The organism is Sphingobacterium alimentarium, assembly GCF_004342685.1.
GTDB classification, from domain to species: Bacteria; Bacteroidota; Bacteroidia; order Sphingobacteriales; family Sphingobacteriaceae; genus Sphingobacterium; species Sphingobacterium alimentarium.
The window spans coordinates 23,793-45,393 of record NZ_SMBZ01000004.1; the positions used below are offsets into that span (position 1 = coordinate 23,793).

31 protein-coding genes are annotated in these 21,601 nt (G+C 37.3%); 7 read left to right on the forward strand and 24 right to left on the reverse strand.

Annotated elements, in window-relative coordinates; translation table 11 throughout:
- The first annotated feature begins 9 nt into the window (after positions 1–9).
- Positions 10–420, forward strand: a complete 411-nt coding sequence (locus tag EDC17_RS02555; protein ID WP_132776585.1) for a BrxA/BrxB family bacilliredoxin — start codon at positions 10–12, stop codon at positions 418–420.
- Between the two features lie 66 nt (positions 421–486).
- On the opposite strand, the gene EDC17_RS02560 is transcribed toward EDC17_RS02555, so the two are convergent.
- The gene (locus EDC17_RS02560) at positions 487–726 is read right to left on the reverse strand and encodes a quinol oxidase subunit 4 (protein ID WP_207895635.1); all 240 of its coding nucleotides are present in this window, start codon (positions 724–726) and stop codon (positions 487–489) included.
- Positions 727–960: 234 nt separating this feature from the next.
- Between EDC17_RS02560 and EDC17_RS02565 the strand changes: the two genes are divergently transcribed.
- Genes EDC17_RS02565 through EDC17_RS02575 form a run of 3 tightly spaced genes read left to right on the forward strand, consistent with a single transcriptional unit; the run spans position 961 to position 2,412 of the window.
- Positions 961–1,290, forward strand: coding sequence for an ArsR/SmtB family transcription factor (locus EDC17_RS02565; RefSeq protein WP_132776587.1), 330 nt, complete (start codon positions 961–963; stop codon positions 1,288–1,290).
- Between the two features lie 30 nt (positions 1,291–1,320).
- A complete protein-coding gene (locus EDC17_RS02570) occupies positions 1,321–1,788 on the forward strand; it encodes a DUF6428 family protein (protein WP_132776588.1) in 468 nt (155 codons plus the stop codon).
- A 15-nt stretch (positions 1,789–1,803) separates the two neighbouring features.
- Complete coding sequence (locus EDC17_RS02575) at positions 1,804–2,412, forward strand: arsenate-mycothiol transferase ArsC (protein ID WP_132776590.1); 609 nt, start codon at positions 1,804–1,806, stop codon at positions 2,410–2,412.
- Positions 2,413–2,484: 72 nt separating this feature from the next.
- On the opposite strand, the gene EDC17_RS02580 is transcribed toward EDC17_RS02575, so the two are convergent.
- From EDC17_RS02580 to EDC17_RS02635, 12 genes are all read right to left on the reverse strand, one after another.
- Positions 2,485–3,030 (reverse strand): TlpA family protein disulfide reductase, encoded by a 546-nt coding sequence (locus EDC17_RS02580; protein ID WP_132776592.1) that lies wholly within the window; start codon positions 3,028–3,030, stop codon positions 2,485–2,487.
- A 1-nt stretch (position 3,031) separates the two neighbouring features.
- Positions 3,032–4,639, reverse strand: coding sequence for a bifunctional metallophosphatase/5'-nucleotidase (locus EDC17_RS02585; RefSeq protein WP_132776593.1), 1,608 nt, complete (start codon positions 4,637–4,639; stop codon positions 3,032–3,034).
- On the reverse strand, positions 4,632–5,057 hold the full coding sequence (locus EDC17_RS02590) for a DoxX family protein (RefSeq protein ID WP_132776595.1): 426 nt from the start codon (positions 5,055–5,057) through the stop codon (positions 4,632–4,634). Before EDC17_RS02590 ends, EDC17_RS02585 begins: the two co-directional genes overlap by 8 nt.
- Before the next feature lie 64 nt (positions 5,058–5,121).
- The gene (locus tag EDC17_RS02595; protein WP_132776596.1) at positions 5,122–5,448 is read right to left on the reverse strand and encodes a hypothetical protein; all 327 of its coding nucleotides are present in this window, start codon (positions 5,446–5,448) and stop codon (positions 5,122–5,124) included.
- Positions 5,449–5,492: 44 nt separating this feature from the next.
- On the reverse strand, positions 5,493–5,792 hold the full coding sequence (trxA, locus tag EDC17_RS02600) for a thioredoxin (RefSeq protein WP_132776598.1): 300 nt from the start codon (positions 5,790–5,792) through the stop codon (positions 5,493–5,495).
- A gap of 7 nt (positions 5,793–5,799) precedes the next feature.
- The gene (locus tag EDC17_RS02605) at positions 5,800–5,985 is read right to left on the reverse strand and encodes a DUF6132 family protein (RefSeq protein WP_132776599.1); all 186 of its coding nucleotides are present in this window, start codon (positions 5,983–5,985) and stop codon (positions 5,800–5,802) included.
- A 66-nt stretch (positions 5,986–6,051) separates the two neighbouring features.
- Positions 6,052–6,279, reverse strand: a complete 228-nt coding sequence (locus tag EDC17_RS02610) for a porin family protein (RefSeq protein WP_132776601.1) — start codon at positions 6,277–6,279, stop codon at positions 6,052–6,054.
- Entirely contained in the window at positions 6,272–6,679 is a 408-nt protein-coding gene (locus EDC17_RS02615) for a DUF2490 domain-containing protein (RefSeq protein WP_132776602.1), read from the reverse strand. The genes EDC17_RS02610 and EDC17_RS02615 overlap by 8 nt, the downstream gene beginning before the upstream one ends.
- An 84-nt stretch (positions 6,680–6,763) precedes the next feature.
- Positions 6,764–7,084 (reverse strand): rhodanese-like domain-containing protein, encoded by a 321-nt coding sequence (locus tag EDC17_RS02620; protein WP_132776604.1) that lies wholly within the window; start codon positions 7,082–7,084, stop codon positions 6,764–6,766.
- A 24-nt stretch (positions 7,085–7,108) separates the two neighbouring features.
- Positions 7,109–8,566 carry an MBL fold metallo-hydrolase gene (locus EDC17_RS02625; RefSeq protein WP_132776605.1) on the reverse strand — a complete coding sequence of 486 codons (1,458 nt, stop codon included), beginning with the start codon at positions 8,564–8,566 and terminating at the stop codon, positions 7,109–7,111.
- 1 nt (position 8,567) lies between these two features.
- A complete protein-coding gene (locus EDC17_RS02630) occupies positions 8,568–9,959 on the reverse strand; it encodes an MBL fold metallo-hydrolase (RefSeq protein ID WP_132776607.1) in 1,392 nt (463 codons plus the stop codon).
- A 103-nt stretch (positions 9,960–10,062) separates the two neighbouring features.
- The gene (locus tag EDC17_RS02635; RefSeq protein WP_132776608.1) at positions 10,063–10,857 is read right to left on the reverse strand and encodes a sulfite exporter TauE/SafE family protein; all 795 of its coding nucleotides are present in this window, start codon (positions 10,855–10,857) and stop codon (positions 10,063–10,065) included.
- 121 nt (positions 10,858–10,978) lie between these two features.
- On the opposite strand from EDC17_RS02635, the gene EDC17_RS02640 reads away from it, so the two are divergent.
- A complete protein-coding gene (locus EDC17_RS02640) occupies positions 10,979–11,791 on the forward strand; it encodes an AraC family transcriptional regulator (RefSeq protein WP_132776610.1) in 813 nt (270 codons plus the stop codon).
- Here EDC17_RS02640 and EDC17_RS02645 read toward each other — a convergent pair.
- The 6 genes from EDC17_RS02645 to EDC17_RS17540 form a co-directional block, all read right to left on the reverse strand.
- A complete protein-coding gene (locus tag EDC17_RS02645; RefSeq protein ID WP_132776611.1) occupies positions 11,788–14,235 on the reverse strand; it encodes a TonB-dependent receptor in 2,448 nt (815 codons plus the stop codon). The two genes, EDC17_RS02640 and EDC17_RS02645, sit on opposite strands and share 4 nt — an antisense overlap.
- A 176-nt stretch (positions 14,236–14,411) precedes the next feature.
- Complete coding sequence (locus tag EDC17_RS02650) at positions 14,412–14,825, reverse strand: DUF6691 family protein (protein WP_132776613.1); 414 nt, start codon at positions 14,823–14,825, stop codon at positions 14,412–14,414.
- 8 nt (positions 14,826–14,833) lie between these two features.
- Positions 14,834–15,391, reverse strand: a complete 558-nt coding sequence (locus tag EDC17_RS02655) for a YeeE/YedE family protein (protein WP_132776614.1) — start codon at positions 15,389–15,391, stop codon at positions 14,834–14,836.
- A gap of 243 nt (positions 15,392–15,634) precedes the next feature.
- Positions 15,635–16,267: a Crp/Fnr family transcriptional regulator gene (locus EDC17_RS02660; protein ID WP_132776616.1), complete on the reverse strand. Its 633-nt coding sequence runs from the start codon at positions 16,265–16,267 to the stop codon at positions 15,635–15,637.
- Between the two features lie 210 nt (positions 16,268–16,477).
- Positions 16,478–16,672 (reverse strand): hypothetical protein, encoded by a 195-nt coding sequence (locus tag EDC17_RS02665; protein ID WP_132776618.1) that lies wholly within the window; start codon positions 16,670–16,672, stop codon positions 16,478–16,480.
- Entirely contained in the window at positions 16,620–16,757 is a 138-nt protein-coding gene (locus EDC17_RS17540; RefSeq protein ID WP_394343342.1) for a class I SAM-dependent methyltransferase, read from the reverse strand. Before EDC17_RS17540 ends, EDC17_RS02665 begins: the two co-directional genes overlap by 53 nt.
- 175 nt (positions 16,758–16,932) lie before the next feature.
- Between EDC17_RS17540 and EDC17_RS02670 the strand changes: the two genes are divergently transcribed.
- Together EDC17_RS02670 and EDC17_RS02675 are read left to right on the forward strand one after the other, a co-directional pair.
- Complete coding sequence (locus EDC17_RS02670; protein ID WP_132776619.1) at positions 16,933–17,286, forward strand: ISAon1 family transposase N-terminal region protein; 354 nt, start codon at positions 16,933–16,935, stop codon at positions 17,284–17,286.
- A complete protein-coding gene (locus EDC17_RS02675) occupies positions 17,279–18,262 on the forward strand; it encodes an ISAon1 family transposase (protein WP_132776621.1) in 984 nt (327 codons plus the stop codon). Before EDC17_RS02670 ends, EDC17_RS02675 begins: the two co-directional genes overlap by 8 nt.
- Before the next feature lie 710 nt (positions 18,263–18,972).
- On the opposite strand, the gene EDC17_RS17545 is transcribed toward EDC17_RS02675, so the two are convergent.
- The 5 genes from EDC17_RS17545 to EDC17_RS02695 form a co-directional block, all read right to left on the reverse strand.
- Complete coding sequence (locus EDC17_RS17545; protein ID WP_276346082.1) at positions 18,973–19,503, reverse strand: glycosyl-4,4'-diaponeurosporenoate acyltransferase CrtO family protein; 531 nt, start codon at positions 19,501–19,503, stop codon at positions 18,973–18,975.
- Positions 19,504–19,509: 6 nt separating this feature from the next.
- Positions 19,510–19,836: a YciI family protein gene (locus EDC17_RS02680; RefSeq protein ID WP_165894352.1), complete on the reverse strand. Its 327-nt coding sequence runs from the start codon at positions 19,834–19,836 to the stop codon at positions 19,510–19,512.
- 28 nt (positions 19,837–19,864) lie between these two features.
- The gene (locus tag EDC17_RS02685) at positions 19,865–20,296 is read right to left on the reverse strand and encodes a DUF1761 domain-containing protein (RefSeq protein ID WP_165894353.1); all 432 of its coding nucleotides are present in this window, start codon (positions 20,294–20,296) and stop codon (positions 19,865–19,867) included.
- A gap of 71 nt (positions 20,297–20,367) precedes the next feature.
- Positions 20,368–20,934, reverse strand: coding sequence for a Crp/Fnr family transcriptional regulator (locus EDC17_RS02690; RefSeq protein WP_065719268.1), 567 nt, complete (start codon positions 20,932–20,934; stop codon positions 20,368–20,370).
- 35 nt (positions 20,935–20,969) lie between these two features.
- Positions 20,970–21,536: a dihydrofolate reductase family protein gene (locus tag EDC17_RS02695; protein WP_065719267.1), complete on the reverse strand. Its 567-nt coding sequence runs from the start codon at positions 21,534–21,536 to the stop codon at positions 20,970–20,972.
- Positions 21,537–21,601: the final 65 nt, after the last annotated feature.

The window sequence follows — 21,601 nt, forward strand, 5'->3', positions numbered from 1 at the left end:
GAAAAAATTATGTATCCAGAATATTTAGTAGCACCTATGCGTCAAGAATTAGTAGACGCAGGCTTTCAAGAATTAAAATCAGTAGAGGAAGTTGACGCTGCAATTCCTTCTGAAGGAACTGTTTTTGTAGTAGTAAACTCAGTATGTGGCTGTGCGGCGGCAAATGCACGTCCAGCAGCTCGTTTTGCAGTTGAGAATGGCAAGAAACCAAGTAAATTGGTGACTGTATTTGCAGGTATGGAAAAAGAAGCTGTGGATAAAGCACGTCAATATATGTTGCCTTACCCTCCATCTTCACCAGCAATGGCTTTATTTAAAGATGGTAAATTGGTACACATGATCGAAAGACATATGATCGAAGGTCGTCCTGCACAGATGATTGCAGACAACCTAATCGCTGCATTCGACGAATATTGCTAGTTAGAGCAAAGCATTTGATTTTTGAATAAAAAAAGGAAGTCTTTTTGAAAGAACTTCCTTTTTTTGTTAATATCTGTAGCCCGGATAATAGTAAACATCATGTCTGTGGTGATGTCCTTTAGATTTTTTTGGCTTCTTATATTTCTTTTTCTTTTGGCCAGGCGCATGTCGCTTTGCGGATTTGTCACCATATATTTTCTTAGCCTTACCTGGAGGCAAATGTCCATGTGGATGACGCGAAGTGTAACATGACGACACAGTCAATGTAATAACGAATGCAACCAGATACGTAATAAATCTATTCATAAATCTCCCTTTCTTTTTAGTAGTTTATGCAATAAATAGACCAAACTTGACCCAAAGGGTTTAAAATTTTTAATACAGGTTCATAATTTTAACACTCTTCCTTTCCGCTTGAAGGCTACAATCCCCATGCATACAAACGTTCAGTTCTGTACAAAACTCATATAGAAATCATATTTAACTTATATTCTTTTACTTTTCTATTTTTAATCGTAATATTACGATGATAAATATATTATGGGAATCACAAAGACAGAAATATTCACCAATGAGCAAAATCAATTGGCGTCGATGCTAAAAGTATTGGGGCATCCGGCCCGATTGGCTATTCTCAACTATATTATCCAGCAGGACGCATGCATATGCACGGATATTGTGGAGGAAATCGGACTGGCACAGTCTACCATTTCTCAACATCTTAAAGAATTAAAAAATATTGGAATCATTCAAGGTACAATAGAAGGAAAGTCCATTTGCTATTGTATCAATGAGCAGGTGTGGAAAACCATTCAAAATGACTTTAACGGTTTCTTTAATAAGCCAGTATCTGCCGATTCTTGTTGCTAACGACTCATACATACCTTAAAATTACATACAATGAAACTATCACAAATAAAATCCATTCTGCCATCTTTAGAAAATGTAACCTTCCAATTGGAGGATGGCACATTTGTACCGGAACACTTTCATGTGACTGAAGTGGGACAGGTTGTCAAAAACTTCATCGACTGTGGAGGAGTAATCCGTCAAGAGAAAGTAGTTAATTTCCAATTGTGGAATGCAAATGATTACGAACATCGCCTAAAACCAGGTAAATTGTTAAGTATCATCGAACTCTCGGAAAACAAATTGGGAATAGAAGACGCTGAAATAGAAGTAGAATACCAATCTACTACAATTGGGAAATATGATTTGGACTTCGATGGTCAACATTTTGTGCTAAAAAACAAGCAAACTGCTTGTCTAGCTGAAGATGCTTGTGGTATCCCGGCACAGAAACCAAAAATTCAATTGGTCAACCTAGCAAATTCAGGCAGCTGTACACCAGGCTCGGGCTGTTGTTAATAGGCATAGATGGATATGTTTGATACAATAAAAGATCAACTAGTGCTTATCCAAGCCTATGATACGATATCGGAAGAAAGAAAGGCTGAACTACAGCCTTTCATAGATTATATACAGTCAAAACACGAAAATGGACAGGCAATAAATCTTAATTTCATATGTACACACAACAGTAGAAGAAGCCATTTGGCCCAAATTTGGGCTCAATGTGCTGCGTATTTCTACAACATACCCGAAGTATATTGTTATTCGGGAGGTACCGAAACGACAGCTCTGTTTCCAAAGGTGGTCGAAGTATTACAAGGTCAAGGTTTCGAGATTAGTAAAATAGCTGACGGCAATAATCCTATTTATGCGATCAAGATGGATGAAAAGAGTCCTCCCCTTATTGGTTTTTCAAAGAAATACGACCATCCATTCAACCCTGCTTCGGATTTTGCTGCAATTATGACTTGTGACCATGCTGATGAAACTTGTCCCTTTATCGCTGGCGCGAATGTCCGAATACCACTCCGCTACGAAGATCCGAAAGCATCGGATGGTACACCGCAACAAACTCAAGTGTATTGGGATAGAAGTGTAGAAATAGCCAGAGAAATGTTTTACGCGTTCTCCCGCTTATAAACAACAGTATTTATCCTATTGTATTAACCATCTCCATTATTCATAATAGTATAATGGAGATTGATTAATGCATTATTCCGTAATTAAAGATTGTAGCGCCTCCATCATAGCAGGACTTGAATAGTCTCTTCCGCCCTCCATGCGGACATCAATACTTCCTCTTTTATCAAGAATAACTGTCGTAGGGATAGCACCATCTAAGAAAGTGGATGGGATTTCCGAATTAGGCACGTACAACGGCATATCCAATTTATGCTTTTTCATAAATTTAGAAGCACCAGTTATATTATTATCCACATCGACCATGAGAAATGCCACATCCTTATTATCTCTAAACTTATTGTATAATGTTTGAATGGATGGCATTTCTTCAATACATGGGGGACACCAAGTCGCCCAAAAATTGATAAACACCACTTTTCCCTTTAAATCATCCAAACTGACTACCTCTCCCTTTTCGTTTTTAAAAGAAATGTTCGACTCCTTGGGCTCGACGACAGCAACCGCAGCATCCTCCTTCGTAGGAGCAGTTTTTATTTTATTTTCTGCTTGGCCGCAGAAGACGAAAGCGAAGGACGATAGAACGGCTACCACACCTAATTTTAATCTTTTTCTCATATTATCTAAATTTATAATTTACTTCTGGTAATTCAGAAAAGTAATTTCTATCCAAATCAACGGCTATTGCTCGACCCTCTACACGCGGGCTAATTACTTTAATTTCTTTTAGATACTCAACTATCGCCTGATGTAACGTAAAATCTTTAATTTCTACATCTTTGGCATTCGGCATACGACACAATACATGCAAAGGTTCGCCGGTACGATTACAAGATGCCATGCTGTATTCTTTATTTAAGTCTATGGGCTGTCCTTTGATTTCAACAGTAAGCAAACGTGAGCCCATATCTTTTGAACTATCAAAGGTAATTTTCATGCCAGCAAAACGAACCAACCAGCCACCAAATCTTTCTTGCGCATTCTTCGCAAATACATTATTCAGCTCTTTCTCGAGCCAATTCCAAATCTGTTGACCAGACACACGACCTATCTTCATTTTTTCATCTACAGGAATCATGCGCCAGAGATCTTCACGCGTAATAGGTTGTTTACCATCCTTACCCGGCACAATCGGTACTCCAAAACGGAATCCATTTGAAAAAGCAATGTCAGCTCCTGATTTCCACAATAATGCATCCGTGATAAAATTATCCATCGGATTCTCTACAACCAAATATCGATACATCGGCGTGGCAGTATAACCTATTACTTCCTGCATTTGTGAGCGATAAGGGTCGGTCAAAGAATCAATAATCTGTTGCATTTGTTTATCTGCTTTATACTTTTTGGGATTGACTTGGACCAATTCGTAGCGGTAATCTGCTATTTTTCGATTTTTAATTTTCAGGTCCAATTTTCCGACAAAAGAACCAAATGAACCGGGCTCTAATACTAAAGCATATTTGCCTTTGATTGGCTCGCGAACACGTTCGTGTGTATCATTTCCAAAAATAAAATCCACACCTTCCACTGCTTGGTTATTCGCCAGCATCAATTGTTTCGATATCCCAATGTGCGCCACCATAAAGAGTAGATCCACCTTTTCCCCCTCACGCAAATGTGTAATAAGTGATTTCAAATTCGATTCTACTTCGGAAAACAAAATCCCTTCACTAAACATCGGATTCTGACGAATCGGAATTTCAGGATCATTATACGCAATAAAGCCAATTTTCAAACCTTGTTTTTCAGTAATCCAATAAGGAGGAAATAAGGCAGACTTGTCGGCTTCATGATACATATTGGATACAATAACGGAAGTGTTGTATTTAGTCATAATATCCATCATGACTTGCTTCCCGTAAATTACCTCCCAATTGCCAGGAATCATTAAATCGTAGTTCATTTCATTTACAATAGCAGGAAAAATACGGCCTTGGCTGAGAACACTCTCTCCACTTCCTTGGATGAAATCACCACCATCAATTATTATTGTGCCGTTTGGATTTTCTTTATGAACTCCATCTACTAAGGTTTTGATGTGTGCCAATCCTCCTGCTTCACGAAATTTCAATTTTCCCTTTTCGACAAAAAGCTCATTGTGCTTATTCAAATATGCATGCAAATCGGCTGTTTGTAATATCGTGATCGTTGTGTCTTTGCTTTTTGCCATAATGAGTGAAGAACTGAGCACTGAAATGAATATAATATATAGGATTCTAATCATGATATTGTTTTTTGGGGTTAAATAGTGAGTAAGCTTGCGGATTGTTCAGTATAAAAAACAACAATCCCCCGCCAATAGCGACATTCTTCCATAATGGACCATGTAACAAGCCCGCGTCAACCTGAATAGTTAATGTGATAGGTACTAAAATTAAAAATAAGATTAAGGCTGACCAACGCGTGTATATGCCTAATAAAAAAGTAACACCAAATACAATCATCACATAGCCAGACATCAACACTTGTGATTCGAGCGATGCTAATTTTCCTAATAATTCTAAAAATGGAGATTGCTGTAGTCGAGCTACAGTTTTAGACGAGTTTACTAAATGTGAAATACCTGCATTGATAAAAATACCAGTGACAGCTATACGAAGTATTAATATAGATAATGGAGAAACTCCTTCTTTTTCTTTCATAAAAAGTGTTTAGGATTTATAAATAATGAATATTACTTGTGCGGAAACATCCGCTAAGCATTCACTAAATCCTAAATTGTTGAAAGAGAATATGGAGTGCGTGTAGATAAGGCTTGTGAAGTAAAGCTAAGTAATCTTTTACTTGAAAACTGGTTAATACTTTTGCTGAAGCTACAAATTGATTGCTGCGTGAAGGAATAATTCCTCGCGAAGAAACTTCTTGATCTACTAGTTGGGAAGTAAATTCAGAATAATTACAAATCGTGTTGCTAATCTTTGCCACAGATTTACTTTCTGCGACAGGAATACCCCAAGATTGTTTTAGGTTTTGTTTAGCAAAACAAGGCAAACACAACAATACCATTAGCAGCACTAAACCGCTATATCTCATGATAGTATTCCATTTGCCTTGCATTATTACTAATATGATTTTCTTTATACGTGTTGATTAATCAATGCTGTCAATTCTTCTTTCTGACCTACACCCGATTTACGCCAAACGACTTCACCATTTTTGAAAAGTACCAAGGTAGGTACCGAACGAATGGCATATTGACCAGCTAAAGCATTGTTTTTATCTACATCAATTTTAATAATATCTGCCTGCTCGCCTACCACATCTTTTACTTCCGATAAGATAGGCGCCTGCATTTGACAAGGTCCGCACCAAGTCGCAAAAAAGTCTACCAATACAGGTTTATCTTGATTGATAATATCTTGAAACGATTTACTCATAATCTTTTTATTTAAAATTTGAAAACAATAATCCGCCCATCATCGCACCATAGATGGTACTCATATAGGGATTCGCTGTAATAGCGCACGTCCCATTGACGCAACCTACATATTTGTAGTATAGGAAGCCTCCTAAAGCACCTAATACAACACCTACAATGGCTATGCCATATTGTTTGATAAATAATTCCATCTTCATTTTTTTAAATATATACTAAACTAAGAAAACCCACTCACCTAGTCAGTAACAAAAGTTACATTAATGGAGCTGATAATACAGATTTACAAACGCAACATGTTCGGTATTAAATATGTTTTTCTTCGCTTTGTACCTTTCAATCCAGATATAGCCGATTTCAGATTTTAGATGAGGTGAAATTCTAATTTCATTCATCAGTTGCATACGATTATGGTCTATACTATTGTTGTCTTTTCCTATTGGATTTACTAATAGTTCTTCCGAAAGGACTAAGTTATAATTATCCATAAATTTGTGCTTTCAGTCCAATACGATTCCGAGCACGTAATACATAGCGATTGTCGGATGTAAAATGACGACTTTCTACTGCTGCACGATTAGAAATTTGCCAATTTTTAGCGATCGATTTTTGCCATCGTCCTGCTGCTGAAAAACGAATTTCGCGATTACCTTGCACATAATCCTCTCTACTCAAATCAATTTGGCTATGCGAAAAATAGGCAAATGGCGATAAAGACACATTAAAATTACTTCCTAAATTACGATGATACCACCATCTTAAAGATTCCAACAATGGCTTTTGAATACCTGCAATATTTTCTCTTAAATTTTGCCTGCGGTATTGTATTTCCGTATCCAGTTTATTCACGTTGTCAAAAGAATAGCCAACTGTCGCTCTCCCCCACACACTGTATTCTCCTTGCGCATGAGCGACAGATAAACTAACCCAATACTACTATACCTATTAAAACACCTTTTAGCATAAGGCAAATTAGATGCTTTCCACTATCGATCTCAATGTACACCAGCCTCCGCCATTATGTACCTTTTCAAAACCTTTATTTTGAAGAATACGCATGGCTTGGCCACTTCTATTGCCGCTCTGACAGAATACCACGATAGTCTTTGATTTATCCAATAAATTCAATTTGCTCTCTAGCTCGCTCAATGGAATGTTCTTTGCGCCTTTTACCGTACCCCCATTAAATTCTAACGGCGTACGTACATCTATTAATTGTGGATTATTCTTCGAAAACACCTCTTTTAAGGCTGAATCATCATTTGAAAATATTCCTTTAAATATCGATAACATAACTTTTACTATTTAAATGACACTCTATTCGCTAACCAGTTTATTCCCCAACTTTTTCCATTCATTGATACCTCCATCATAAACAGTAATGTCTGTAAAACCTAAACTTTCAAAAAGTGAATAACCAATAGCTGCACGAGCTCCACTTTGACAATGAATTATTATCGGTTGATTTTTATCTAGTTTTGATGCTTTCTCTTTTATTTCAAGCAAAGGCAAATTTGCTATACCAGCAATATGTCCTTCAGCGTATTCTTTAGCTGTACGAATATCCCAGGCTTGTATGCCTTTTCTCTTCACAGCTTTTGTCAAGTCTTCAGCCTTAACGTATTTAATTGACTTTAAGTTTACAGACGAAATATTGTTTACCACACCCAATACATTGTCAAACCCTACGCGCATCAACTTATGTGCTAATGATTTTTCGTTACCTTTTTCTACTATAAATATGACTTGGTCCTTATGATTTACTAATTGTGCAAACCAATTATTGAATCCTTTATTCAACTCAATATGTATTGTATTTGGGAGAAATCCCTTCCCTACTTCTTTACGAACACGCGTATCGATTACTTTTACTCCTTTACCAATCAGACTTTTTATTTCCGAAGCATCAATTATTGCATATCGCTCATCCACCAACTTACAAGACGTGCCATCACGATTCCATTCTTTCATCAACTTGAAATATGGAGGAGGCACCACTTGATCCGCCAATATGTATTTTATAAATTCAGCTTCTTTACCTGAATATTGTAAAGCAGGATTAGTCAATTTTTCAGCCTTCAGTGTAGAAAATGCAATATTGCTTAACGTCTTACCACAGAATGAACCAGCACCATGACCCGGCCATATTTCTAAATCGTCAGGTAATGCTCTGAACTTTTCAATACTTTGATAAAGCGCTGCAGCAGAGGCTGTTGAATTCGCATCACCCTCTTCGTATTTCTCTAATAGATCTGGCCTACCCACATCACCCACAAAAAGAAAATCACCAGTAAAAGCTTTTATTGGATTTATTATATCCATATTGGAATACAATAAAAAACTAATACTTTCTGGCGTATGACCTGGAGTGTGTAGCACTTGGAGAAAATAATCTCCAAATGCCAACTTATCTCCTTGTTTCAACGGTAGATAATCAAATTTATATTGCCATTCCGCAGGTCCTTCCTGAGACAATGCTAATGTTGATGCAGTCATTTTGGCTAATTCACGCGCACCACTCAAATAATCGGCATGAATATGTGTTTCGGTAACGAATTTTAATGTGGCGTCGTAAGCATTCAATGTATCGATAAACTCTTGCACATCTTTACGCGGGTCGATTACAATCGCTTCCTTTGATTGGTTATCAATCAGAATGTACCCACTTTGCGAAAGACCTTCTTCGTAAATACGCATTACACGCATATCTTGAGCTTTGATTTGGTTACCAAAAAGTACCCAAATCATACTCAAACTAAATATCAAATTTCTCATATTACTTCACTAAAGATTTACCGTTCATTGTCCATTCTTTCATGCCTCCGGCATAATTTCTTACGGACTCGAAACCATATTTTTTCAAAATTGAATACGCTATGGTTGAACGGTCACCTGCCTGACAGTGAATCACGATATCTTTAGATTTATCCAACTTATCCAAGTTCGACACTAGCGTTCCGACAAAAGCATGCGTAGCACCTTCAATATGTCCCGCAGTGAATTCTTTCTCATTACGAACATCAACTAGTTGAACATTGTCTTCCTGAATAGCTGCTTCAAATTGCTCCATATCGATCACGTTAGCCGTTTGCAATTCAACACCCAAATCTGTTACGGAATCAATGAAACCATAGATATTATCCAAACCTATACGCATCAATTTGCGTGTGATATCTTCCATAGCTGATTCGTCTGCGATAAGCACAAATGGAACATCGTAGCTTAGCACCCAGCCCATCCAGTTTGAGAATGAATTGTTGCCTTGGATATTTAACGAATCAGGTAAATATCCTTTCGCAAATTCCACTTTATTACGTGTATCGATCACCAACACACCTTCTTGATACACTTTCAAGAATTCTTCTTTTGTCAATTTTTTAAGTTGAGGCACAGCAGTCAATAAAGGTCTATCCACTTTATTCAACTTCTTCATCATCGCAAAATATTTCGGCGCTTCGGGTTGACCATCTAATAAATCCTTCGTGAAGGCCTCTTCGTTATCACCATATTGCAAGGCCCAGTTTCTGATTTTTTCGTAACCAACTGTTGTACTTGGTACAGCACCTAATGCTTTACCACAAGCCGAACCTGCTCCGTGACCTGGCCATACTTGTACGTGATCTGCCAAACTCATAAAGCGTTTGATTGACTCAAACAATTGCTTAGCACCTTTCTCTTGTGTACCTGCCATACCAGCTGCTTTTTCTAACAAATCAGGTCTACCTACATCACCCACGAACACAAAATCACCTGTGAATAACATAATAGGTTCTGCAGTCGCTGGATGATCCGTCAACAAGAAGCTAATGCTTTCAGGCGTATGACCTGGCGTATGCAACACTTCTAATGTCAAATTACCTAAAGTAATCACATCACCATGTTTCAACCCTGTGTGTGCAAACTCATATTGCCAATCAACACCACCTTCGTCCGATAATAATAATTCAGCTCCTGTTAATGCTACCAACTCGCGTGAACCACTTAAGAAGTCTGCGTGAATATGTGTTTCGGTTACTTTGGTGATTTTTAAATTATTTTGAGCAGCGATTTCTAAGTAAGTATCGACGTCGCGTTTTGGGTCAATGACAATAGCTTCGCCTTTTGCCTGACATCCGATGATATAACTTGCTTGCGCTAATGTCTTGTCGTATACGTGTTGAAAAAACATAATATTTAAATTTTAATTGTTTACTATTTTATTACTTATTGATACAAATTTCGGTAATGTCCATATGCCTATCAGCAACATTTGTTACACAAGGAATGAGGGGTTAAAACCAGATTTCTTTGAAAAGAATATAGATACCCATGAGCAGTACAAACACCCCAAAAGCAGGCTTTAACTTGTCGCTGTTAATGAATTTCGTCAGGTAAGAGCCTATAAATATTCCCACAATAGACAACGAAGTCAATGTGATAAGAAACGTCCAATCTAATGATGCATTACCCAATTCGCCTGTAAATCCTATTAACGATTTTGCCGCAATAATAACGAGCGAAGTACCGACTGCTTCTTTCATCGGCAACTTAGAAAATAACACCAAAGCAGGGATAATCAAGAACCCCCCACCAGCACCTACAAGCCCTGTCAATACACCTACGAATGATCCTTCTAACAAAATCATCGGGTAATTAAACTTTTGCGGCTCTGCATCGGGTTTAGTATCCGACTTTTTACCTTTAAGCATCGTATAAGCCGCCACAACCATCAATACTGCAAAAAGTATCATCAGAAAAATATCCTTCGTGACTTCGAACTCCGCCAGCGTAAATAAACTATCTGGAATCGCAGGTAGGATATACTTCCGTGTCAAAAAGACCGCAAATATAGATGGTATACCAAAAACTACGGCCGTCTTTATATTAACTAATCCTTTTTTGAAATAAGTAATTGATCCTACTATACTGGTGGTACCTACTATGAATAAGGAATAAGCTGTAGCAGTGACCGGCAATACATCAAATAGATAGACCAAAACAGGGACGGTAAGAATGCTTCCTCCGCCACCAATCAACCCTAATAATACTCCAATCAAAATGGATGCTATATATCCAATTATTTCCATGACTTTTCAATTTGTTGACACAAAGGTCAGCAAGTGGGAGAAAGCCTACAGTTACATTTGTTACATAGTAACGTTTCCGATTAGTTAAATAATTGCTATTTTGGCCGAAAGATATTTCCTAATGACCGCGAAGAAAAGCATTCCTATTAAAGACAAACTTACACCTAGCAAGCTTATCAAAATACTACCGTTTGACAACACAAAACACAGTACGAAAGCGCACAAACACAATGGTTATCTTGAATTAGTATATCTTTTTTCTACTACAGGAACACACGAAATTGATGGAAAAAGCGGGGAAATTCAAAATCCTTTCTTGTTAGTAATTCGAAAAAACGCTGTTCATAAATGGACGTTAAGGACACCAGTAGAAGGGTTTGTTATCCTTCTAAAAAATGAATTTATTGCGAATAGTCTTGACCTAGAAATAGGAAAACTAATCGAAAAAATCACGAAGATTGATCACCTAGAATTACAGAATATCACGACCTTAAAGACTATTTTAGAAATACTTGCAACAGAAGAGAATCCAATTGTCATTGAAGGACTTTTCAAAAGCTTATTAGCCAAAACAGTCGAAAGCAATTCTCCAACAGAAAGTAAGCTGCGTGTTAATTTGTCTCTGTACGATAGTTTTATGGATTTGCTCATAAATGAACATAAAATCATTAATAGTGTGGCGCACTACGCCAATTTACTGAATACTTCTCCACAAAATCTGAATGCATCCTGCAAGAAATACACTGATTTGTCCTCCTCAGAGATCATCGCAAATCACCTCATAAAGGAAGCGAAAAGACTTATCTATTACACCCAAAAAAGTATGTCCGAAATTGCGCATGAACTTGGTTTTTCGGATAAATCAAATTTTTCCAAATACTTCAAAAAGCACACCGGACATACTCCCAAAGCTTTTAAACAAACTATTAACTAAAACTCCTTTTCACCGAATTCACTTTTCGGTAATCGAAGGATGTTATTCAATTTTTTGATATTAAAATTCAAATTCAGCAGAATGATATTCTTTTCGTATATATAATTTGTTGTTGTGAAAAAATCATTGGCATAGGTCGTTATACGTTGTTCATTCACCCCCCAATTACCCAATTCAATATTTTTCCATTGTACCTGTGCTGTTACTGCTCCTTGATAAAAGGATTTTGACAAACTAAAATTCGGTGTGATGAAACGACTATCTACACCTTGTAATGTCGGTCTTTCACCCAAATAATTTACATCTACCGCAGCAGTCCATTGGCGAGGCAAGTTCAAAATACCCGAAGCATTGAAAGAATACACCCAATCTGAATTTTTGTATGTATTTACATAATCCAACACGTCACCTTCTATCTTGTAATTATACGTATTTGTGCCAAATAGTAGTTTTAAGGATGGTGCAGGTTTCCACTCTCCCCCCACTTCAAGACCATAACGCCTAGCATAATCTGCATTGGTAAATACTCGATGCAAAATGGTATCTGCATACACTGAATTAACACGTTGAATCGGGTTTTTTGTATGTTGATAATACACATTCGAAAAGAATAAACCTTGCGTAAACTTTTTGATCACTCCAGTTTCAAAGTTTGTCACAAATTCAGGCAATAATTCAGCGTCCCCTCGCTCCAGTGTTTCCGAGTGTTCGCGCTCTGGGATAGGATTCAACTCAAAATTATTATTACGCTGCACTCTCCGCGAAGCCGACATTTTCATTTCCCAACCTTTATCCAATTTATGTTTTATATCGACACTCGGATAGAGTTGATGCGTTTGATACGGATATTCTTCTTTGGTATCAACCAGCAACACATCACGCTTGTAGAATTCGTATCGCAGTCCAAAAGCAATATTGGTATTCGTGTATGCACGGTTGTACTGTGAAAATAACGCATGAACTAAATTATTGGCATTCATTTTCCCAGAAAACTCTGGTATGACTGCAAAATCTCCCTGTCCAAATTCTTTATTATTATATTTAAAATCGCCATTCTGCCCATCCTTGCGAATCTGATAGCCTGAAATTAATTCAGAATTATCAGTTAACTTCACTTGATGTTGTGCTGAAGCTCTTACACCATTTATTGGATTGGTGTAAGTATTACGAGTCCATTGAATGGTATCATTTCCATTTTCGATGTTACCATTATTGGTCGATCCATAAATATCTGCATGCTCATACACCACACCAAAGTCTAGGCTGTGTTTTTTATTCAAGGCCAATTGATAACTCAAATCCATTAAATAAAACTTCCCCTGTTTGTTCTGCAAATTTGGATTGAAGTATTGCAGTCTATGAATGGTAGAACCATCCACTGTGGAGATTGATTGATTATCGTAATAAATGTCTGCCACGCGGTCTTGAAATTTCTTAGACGCCAAAAGACCAAATTGTATCTTTTGATTTTCGGTCAGTTGGTACGCCGTATTGAGACGAGCACCATAGTTATATTTATTAAAACTACGTTCACCTTGCGATGGAAACATGGTCTTTTTATCACCTATAATTGTATACACATCGCCATCACGAAAACCCGCATTATCATTGCGCAAATAATTAAGTGAACCTTGAATATCTAGTTTATTCATTCTGTATTGGAAGGATACGTCCGAACCAAAGCGCTTCTGTCTTTCTACATTATCATAATCGTCGACACTCGGCAAACCATATTGAAGATTCATCAACCAAGCAAAACCATCACTCGAAGGTTTACTTGTTTTAATATTAATCATACCTCCTTTACCATCGGGGTCATATTGCGCACGAGGACTGCTTATAAATTCTACCTCTTTTACATCATTAGCAGCTATTTGAGTCAAGATAGTCTGCGCATCTAGGAGTGTCGGCGTGCCATTGATCAGCACAATCAAGCCTTTATTACCTCTAACCAAAATTTCGCCTTTTCCATCTAGCGTAATGGAAGGTAAATTTTTAACGATATCCAATGCCGTGCCTCCTACGGCAGATTTGTATTGGTTCGCTTGATAAACTTGTCGATCACTTTGATGTTGTTGTACCGAATTGGATGCTGTTACATTTACCTCACCAATTTCTTGGGGTCCTGCAACGATATATATATCACCCAAATTATGTTTACCATTTTTTAACAGGTGAATTAATGTATCCTTTTGCGCGAAACCAATGAACTTAATGTTTAAAAAATAAGTACCCACTTTTAATTTCTTTATTTCAAATTCACCAGTAGTATTACTCATCGCTCCAGCGATTAATTTTCTTTTTTCATCAAATAATGAAATACTAGTATGTGCAATACGTTCTTTTGAAATAGATTCTTTGATTGTTCCTACTAAGGTAATGTCTTGAGCGGAAGCGTAAATAAAACTAAATAGGAAGTAAAATAATAAATGAGCTTTTTTCACGGTTGTTTTAGATTAATTTCAAATATAGTTTATTGAAAAATAAGAGATTAGCAGATTGTAGAAATGACCACACATTATTCAAATCTACCACGTTTTGGAAATATTAAATTGATTCAAAAAGAAACAGGCGAATTATTTCCATAATTCGCCTGTTTAAAATCTTGCTAATAAAACTATTAGTGAGGAAGCTTGTCCTTTAACAAACCATAAATCCATGTCCCCGCCACTGCACTAGCTAATACCACAAGCATGGGTAAATATCCCGCGCCTGTTAATACAAAAATAGGTCCGGGACATGCTCCAGCTAAAGCCCAGCCTAATCCAAATATTGTCCCACCTACCGCGTACCGTGTAAATGATTTCTCTTTATCCGGAATTACAATAGCTTTATTATCTATATCTTTTACATTCTTTCTTTTAATGATTTGAATCAAAATCACACCAGTCGCCAAGGCAGTTCCCATCAGGCCAAACATGTGAAAGGATTGAAAATTGAACATTTCGTAAATTCTAAACCATGAAGCGGCTTCGGACTTATACATCAGTATCCCGAAGAATACACCTACCAACAAAAACACTATATTTCTCATGTGAATAATTAGAATAAAAGTGGAAAAATAAGGTGAATCATGACGATACCACCGACGAAGAAACCGATTGTTGCGATTAAAGAAGGTAATTGCAAATTACTAATTCCTGATATCGAATGACCTGACGTACATCCTCCTGCATAACGCGCACCGAAGCCTACAAGAAGACCACCTACAATTAATATAGCCATTACTTTAGGGTCACGAATAGCTTCTGGTCCGAAAAACTCGGAAGGCACATACGCTATGCCTGCGCTCTCAATTCCCATGTCTTCGAGCTGCATGATAGTTTTAGGATTCAAATCTGGAGATTGACCCGCTCCGAGATAATTAGAAGCAATAAACCCTCCAATCATAGCCCCTATGACCATTAGAAGGTTCCACTTTTGGCTACGCCAATTGAATTTAAAGAATGATGACGTTTTACCGGCTCCGCATAGGGTACACATCGTACGTAAGTTGGACGACATCCCAAAATTTTTTCCCAGATACAGCAATACAAACATCGTAATTGCTATAAGAGGCCCACCTACATACCAGGGCCAGGGTGCTAAAATCATTTCCATAATCAATTAATTTTATACAAATGTCCTGAAGTATTTTTAACCTATCAGTTACATTTGTTACATAAGAAAAGGGGGTAGATAAAAAGTAATTTTATACGTCATTTCGACGAGGAACAAGGAGAAATCCCAAAATCTAAATGGAATAAGCTGAATTCAACACTATTATTTTGGTATCTAAAGATTTCTCTCCTTGATTGAAATGAATGGACAGCAATGAAATGTCATCCACATCGTTTTTTCTTTTTATTTGACAAGTATCTCAATACTATTGCGGTTGAGCTTGATTCGTCCTTCTGTTTCCAAAGCCTTGAGGAGTCGTGACACCACCACACGCGAGGTATTGAGTTCTTTCGCTATATCTTGATGGGTTTTGTACACTACGTTACTATTCTCAATTTTACTTTTTTCGAAAAGATAATTCAACAACCGATCATTCATATCCATGAAGGCAATAGTATCCACGGCATTCAACAATTCGTTGAAGCGGTTATTGTAGCTTTCAAACACAAAAGCCATCCAACTTTTGTATTTACCGATCCATTCCGACATTTTCTGAACAGGAATCATCAAAATCTCGCCCGGCACCTCGCCGATGGCACGGATCTCACTCTGTTTTTCACCTAAACAACAAGTCATAGACATTGCACAGGTATCCCCACGCTCCAGGTAGTAAAGCAACAATTCGCCACTGTCGTAATCTTCGCGCATCACTTTGATCGCACCCGACAACAACAAAGGCATAGTCTTTATATATTGATTGTAGTCAATCAGTACATCACCTTCTTTGAATTGTACTACCTTAGCAATAGACTCTATTTCCTCCAATAGCTCTGACTCGAAAATATCTCCATAGGAATTAATCAGTAAATCGTGCATATCCATCCGCTTTGTTATTATACAAAATTAACCAAAAAATTATGTTAGAATGTAACAGTTGTTACACTATCATTAAAAGGATTTGTCAATTATTTGCCTTTTTTTTCTTGGCTGTTAGAATGGTATGCGTATCGCTCGTAGTCTCCGAAGTTTTATACGCTACCTTGAATGTTTTTAGATCAGAGAATTTGGTCTTAATAAGATTTTCCTTCAAGGTGTCCAGATTGTGATAATAGAAGTAAACACGCCCCCATACACCACTTTGAAACCAGAGGCCTCTGCTTCTCCTACAAAGCTGATATATATCAGACCATTTTCGTTGAGTAAATTGTAGGCATTCTCAATCAATTGACTACTCTTGATCAGACAAATAGGGAAGACAAAAGCCACAAATAATCGCATCATAGGAATCCGTAAGCTCCCCAATGTGGCGACTATCCATCACATCAAAATGAGCCGTCGGATTGTTCTTTTTAGCTAGCTCGATCATGTTGGGAGAAGTATTTAGGGATTAGCACCTTGTTGATCACCTCCGGATCAATCGTACTCGACAAAGCCTTCGTCATATCTTTATCCTGCAATATAGCAGCCTTCAGGGATCATACCGAAAAGTTGGGGGGAATATTAAATAATTCTTAGTTTAGCATCTTTAATACAGATATCCCTTGCAAGACGCTGAACGTAAATTACTATCCCTATTGCTGCCCGAAGGGCTGTTAGAATATTTCGATATCATAGAAGTTATTCAAAGAGATAAACAACTCCATATTCATCTTGATGAAAAAAACATAGTTTCCTCGGGATATGAAAACATTAAATTAGAATCTAAAGGCTTTATGCCTTCAGCCGAGATTAGTGATTTTCCTATTCGTGGTCAGAAAGTTACACTTCATGTCAGGCGTAGGCGATGGACGGTGATAGATACAGGAAAGATCATTACCAGAGATTGGAATCTTGTTCGCCAAGGTGCTCGAATGACTACGGAATTCGGGATTTTTTTAAAGGGCATATTTGGATAACCATCCCGTCAGTGCTAATCTCTTGGGACTTTTCTTCCATGTAGATGGTAAACAACTTCAGGAACAGTACAAGAACCATCTGAGCGATTTTCACGATTGGGATCAGAAGCATCATGCGGAGAACTGGACGCTCTTCCCCCAAAATATATCGGAACACCTTAGTATTGACGAGACGAGCTTTAGCAATGGAGACTTATACACCATCGTAAGCAGTAAATCTGCTAAAGGTAGGAAGGGGACGATCTTAGCTACCATAAAAGGGACAAAAGCAGAAGACATTATTCGTGTCTTGGAACGAATTCCCTCACGCTCCAGAAATAAAGTTCGTGAAGTTACGATGGACATGGCCCCAAATATGGCAAAAGCCATCCGTAGATGCTTTCGAAACTCCAGACGTGTAATAGATAGATTTCATGTCCAGAAATTAGCCTATGATGCCGTGCAGGAGCTGCGCATCAAATATCGTTGGGAAGTATTGGATGAGGAAAGTAGGGCAATCGCTGAGGCCAGAAAGCGGGGCAATCCTTATGAACCCGAGCTGTTGTCAAACGGAGACTCCATCAAACAACTTTTGGCCAGATCAAGACACCTCTTGTTTAAACATTCTAGCAGATGGACAGAAAGTCAAAAACACCGAGCGGAGCTCTTGTTTCTACGATTCCCTAAACTAAAAAAGGCTTATGACATCGGTATAGCATTGGGAGATATCTTTAATAAATGCAAGGATAAGACCCTGGCATTTACAAAACTAGGCTTATGGCATAACCAGGTTGAGAACTCCGGAATATTATCTTTTGAAAGTGTGGCAAGATCCATTGCAGCACACCACCCGGAAATCCTACATTATTTCGATAATCGTAGTACGAATGCTTCAGCCGAATCCTTCAATGCAAAACTGAAAGCCTTTAGAAGTGTGTCCCGGGGTGTTAGAGACACTACTTTCTTCCTATATCGGGTGATGAAATTATATGCTTAAAAATCTAGCCCCCCAACTTTTCGGTATGATCCGCCTTCAGGTCGTTAATATTCTCTTCGACGATATCTTTTACGCGCTTGGAGACAAGACCCTTAAATCCACGATTCCATTTCTGAAAAAGCAAATAGGGAGTACCTAATAGCGAAAGAATGGGGAGAATCCAAAATCAAAAGCTTACGATCAAATATTTAATTTTCAAAAAGGAAATATCTCAAAATAACAGCCAATTATTTTCTTACATTTTGATTTAAACAATTAAAATATATTCCAATCACTCTAAGTTACCTCAACTTAACAATAGCAAAATTTATATATATATTGTCCGAAATATGTCCGAAAAAAGAAAAAACCACTGATTATCAGTGGCTTTTGTCGGGGTGACAGGACGAATCCATTACCCTTCAAATATCTATTAATCAATAAATTGACTTCTTTGTTGAAGAACTACTCACCGTTTTCCTCACATATAATTTGTGATTCGATGGTGCAAATATAGCCAATTTAACCCAATGGGCAATACATTTTAGGGCTTTTTTCAAAAAGATTAATATAACTTCAATTGGATTTTTAAAAAATATCTTACATGAATGTAATATATAACTGGTAACCATTTAGTAACATATTTCCTTATAGATCTTTAGTCAATAAAAAGTATAGTGCTCAATCACTATACTTTCAAAGATTTTATATTTGTTAGAGTATTTACAAATTCAATCCACTATTTTTTTAATTCTGATTTTATTATATTGCTGTAAAAAGATTGGAATAAGGTTGTATAAAAAATTTGCTGCTAAAATAGAAAATCCCAAAAGAAAATGTTCATTGAAAAAACCATAAATGGTCGTCAATAGAAAAAAGAGCAGACAGATCCAATGGTAGCGTTCATACATGGCAATTGTTTTCAAATAGTCCCTCGCTTTAGCTTTACCCTTTATTGACGGGGCTCCGAGCCCGTTTGTTCGGGAATTGACTATATCTCCATTTTGAACAAATTTTCTGATGAATTTTATCCCATATTTTTCATAAACCTTTTTATCTGCACTTAACGTAAACTTACTTAATATCTTCCCTGGAAGAGCCCCAAAAAATAACGCTACGCCAAGAAATACATAAAAGTAAATATTGTCTATTCCTTCCTGAAACCAAAACCAAAATACAGGAGAAAAACAGAGTGCCGTCCAGAAAAAATTTATAATCTGATTTAATATATCTCGTTTATATGGTTTTTTCGTATTTCGCATAGATTTCTATTCGCCGGGTTTTGCTGTTTCCCTGATTTCAACACTTGTGTTTTGACCATTTAGTATTGGACATTTCCTAGCTATTTTAGTTGCTTCGTCTAAGTTTTCAGCCAGGATAATTATATAGCCCGCTACCGATACATCATCAGCAATATAAGGTTGATGAATAACTCTGTCATTGGGTTTTAGGACTCTTCCATCTTTTGAAAAGTGATTTCCACCATCGGCGAGCATACCTCTCTCTGCGATATCGTTGATCCACACCATCCACTGTTTCATGTAAATTTCCATTTGTTCTTTTGAAGGCTGTGCTTCTGCGCTCTTTATGTCCATTCGGAACAATAAAACAAATTCTTTCATATTATTGATTATTTAATGATATTGATTTCTTATTAAGCCATTTGGTCAACACAATTCCCATAAATGTCATTTTCATTAACCAATCGCCAGCATGCACAGCACCTAACTGCCATTGCATGTGATCCCATAAAACTGCTCCCGCCATTCCAACAGCATGAAAGGAAATCCACAATAGAAAAACCAGCTTTAATGTGTCTTTATATTGTGATAAATTCAATAGCAGAATTAATTTCGCCAGCACATATGCAACAATCAATTCTCTTAAGGGAGCAAACGCCATCGTCCATCTGGGTATTTCGGGGTTTGGCGGGTTTCGGTATGTCTCCCATATTTCGCCGAAAACCATCGGGCTGTACCAAATTCCACTGAGAACAAATGCTATCAGTCCCGTTGCGATTATTGTCCAATAATTGTGTTGTGTGAGTTTTTCCATTGCATTGCGTTTTGTAAATGCAAAAATGCTTAGTCTTACACATATTGCTATTGACATAGGTCAAAATCGTTCTATTTTGATTTAAGCCTACTTAAAGTTTCCTCCCGGATATCCAGATAAGACGCCAATATCTTGTTGGATACCTGTTGAACTAAGGCAGGATTTTCATTCAAAATAATTTCATATCGTTGCTTCGCTGTTAGGGTTACCCTTTGCTCAATTTTCCTGTTTTGAAACGAATAAGCCATTTCCAAAATCCGCTGATAAAAATTCCTCCAATTATCCATTTGGCTATTCAGACGATAAAAATCCGCATGACTGATTGCTAAAAGCTCGGTATCTTCAAGCGCTTCTATCATTTCTATGGAGGGCTTTTGAGAAATGAAACTTGTTAAAGCTGTTCCAATATGATTATCGAGCATAATGTATCTTGTCTTTTCATGCCCGTTTTTATCTACAAAAAATATACGTACACAACCGGTTTTCACAAAGTAAAATTCTTTGCAAATGCTTCCCTCATGTAATAAAACATCATTTTTGCTGACGCATTTTCGCTTAAAACAACTTAATATTCTAACCAGCTGGTTTTCGTCAAAGTCGGAAAACATTTTGAGCACTGATTGTAACTTCTCTGACATTTCTCTTTGTTATAAGATGGTTAACATGATGGATGTCATTGGCCTTTTGTAGCGCTTTTCGTTGTCGGTTCATAGTAAAGCATTACGGCTCCATTGCCGAATATTTTTGTTTTATTGAGTTTAAAAACAGTTCTGTCTATGTCTTCAAACAACGGCAAACCGCCTCCTGCCACCATAGGGTGTATACAGAGCTGGTACTGGTCAATCAAATCAAGTTTCATCAGTTGTAATATCAGGCTTCGGCTACCAATAAGGATGTCTTTCCCCGTTTGCTGTTTAAGCTTTAATATCTCTTTTTCTATATTTTGATCCGCCAACCTTGCACTTTTCCAGTCTACGCTTTCGAGGGTTCTGGAAAAAACAATTTTTGGGATATTATCTATAACCGCGGCAAAGTCGTCCATTGATTTTTCGCCGGAGGGTTTTTCAACTAAAGTCCGCCAAAATTCCATAAGCTGATATGTTACCCTCCCAAACAGAATAGCATCCGCATGGCGCAGTAAATCTGTGTAATGTTGATGTATTTCATCATCAGGAATTCCTGCGGTATGGTCGCAAACACCGTCTAGTGTCGTATTGATTGTTGCAATTACTTTTCTCATCGTATTTTATTTACATGTTTTTCATTTATTTTGCTGTGTTTCACTTTCGAAATCAGATTTCTTTT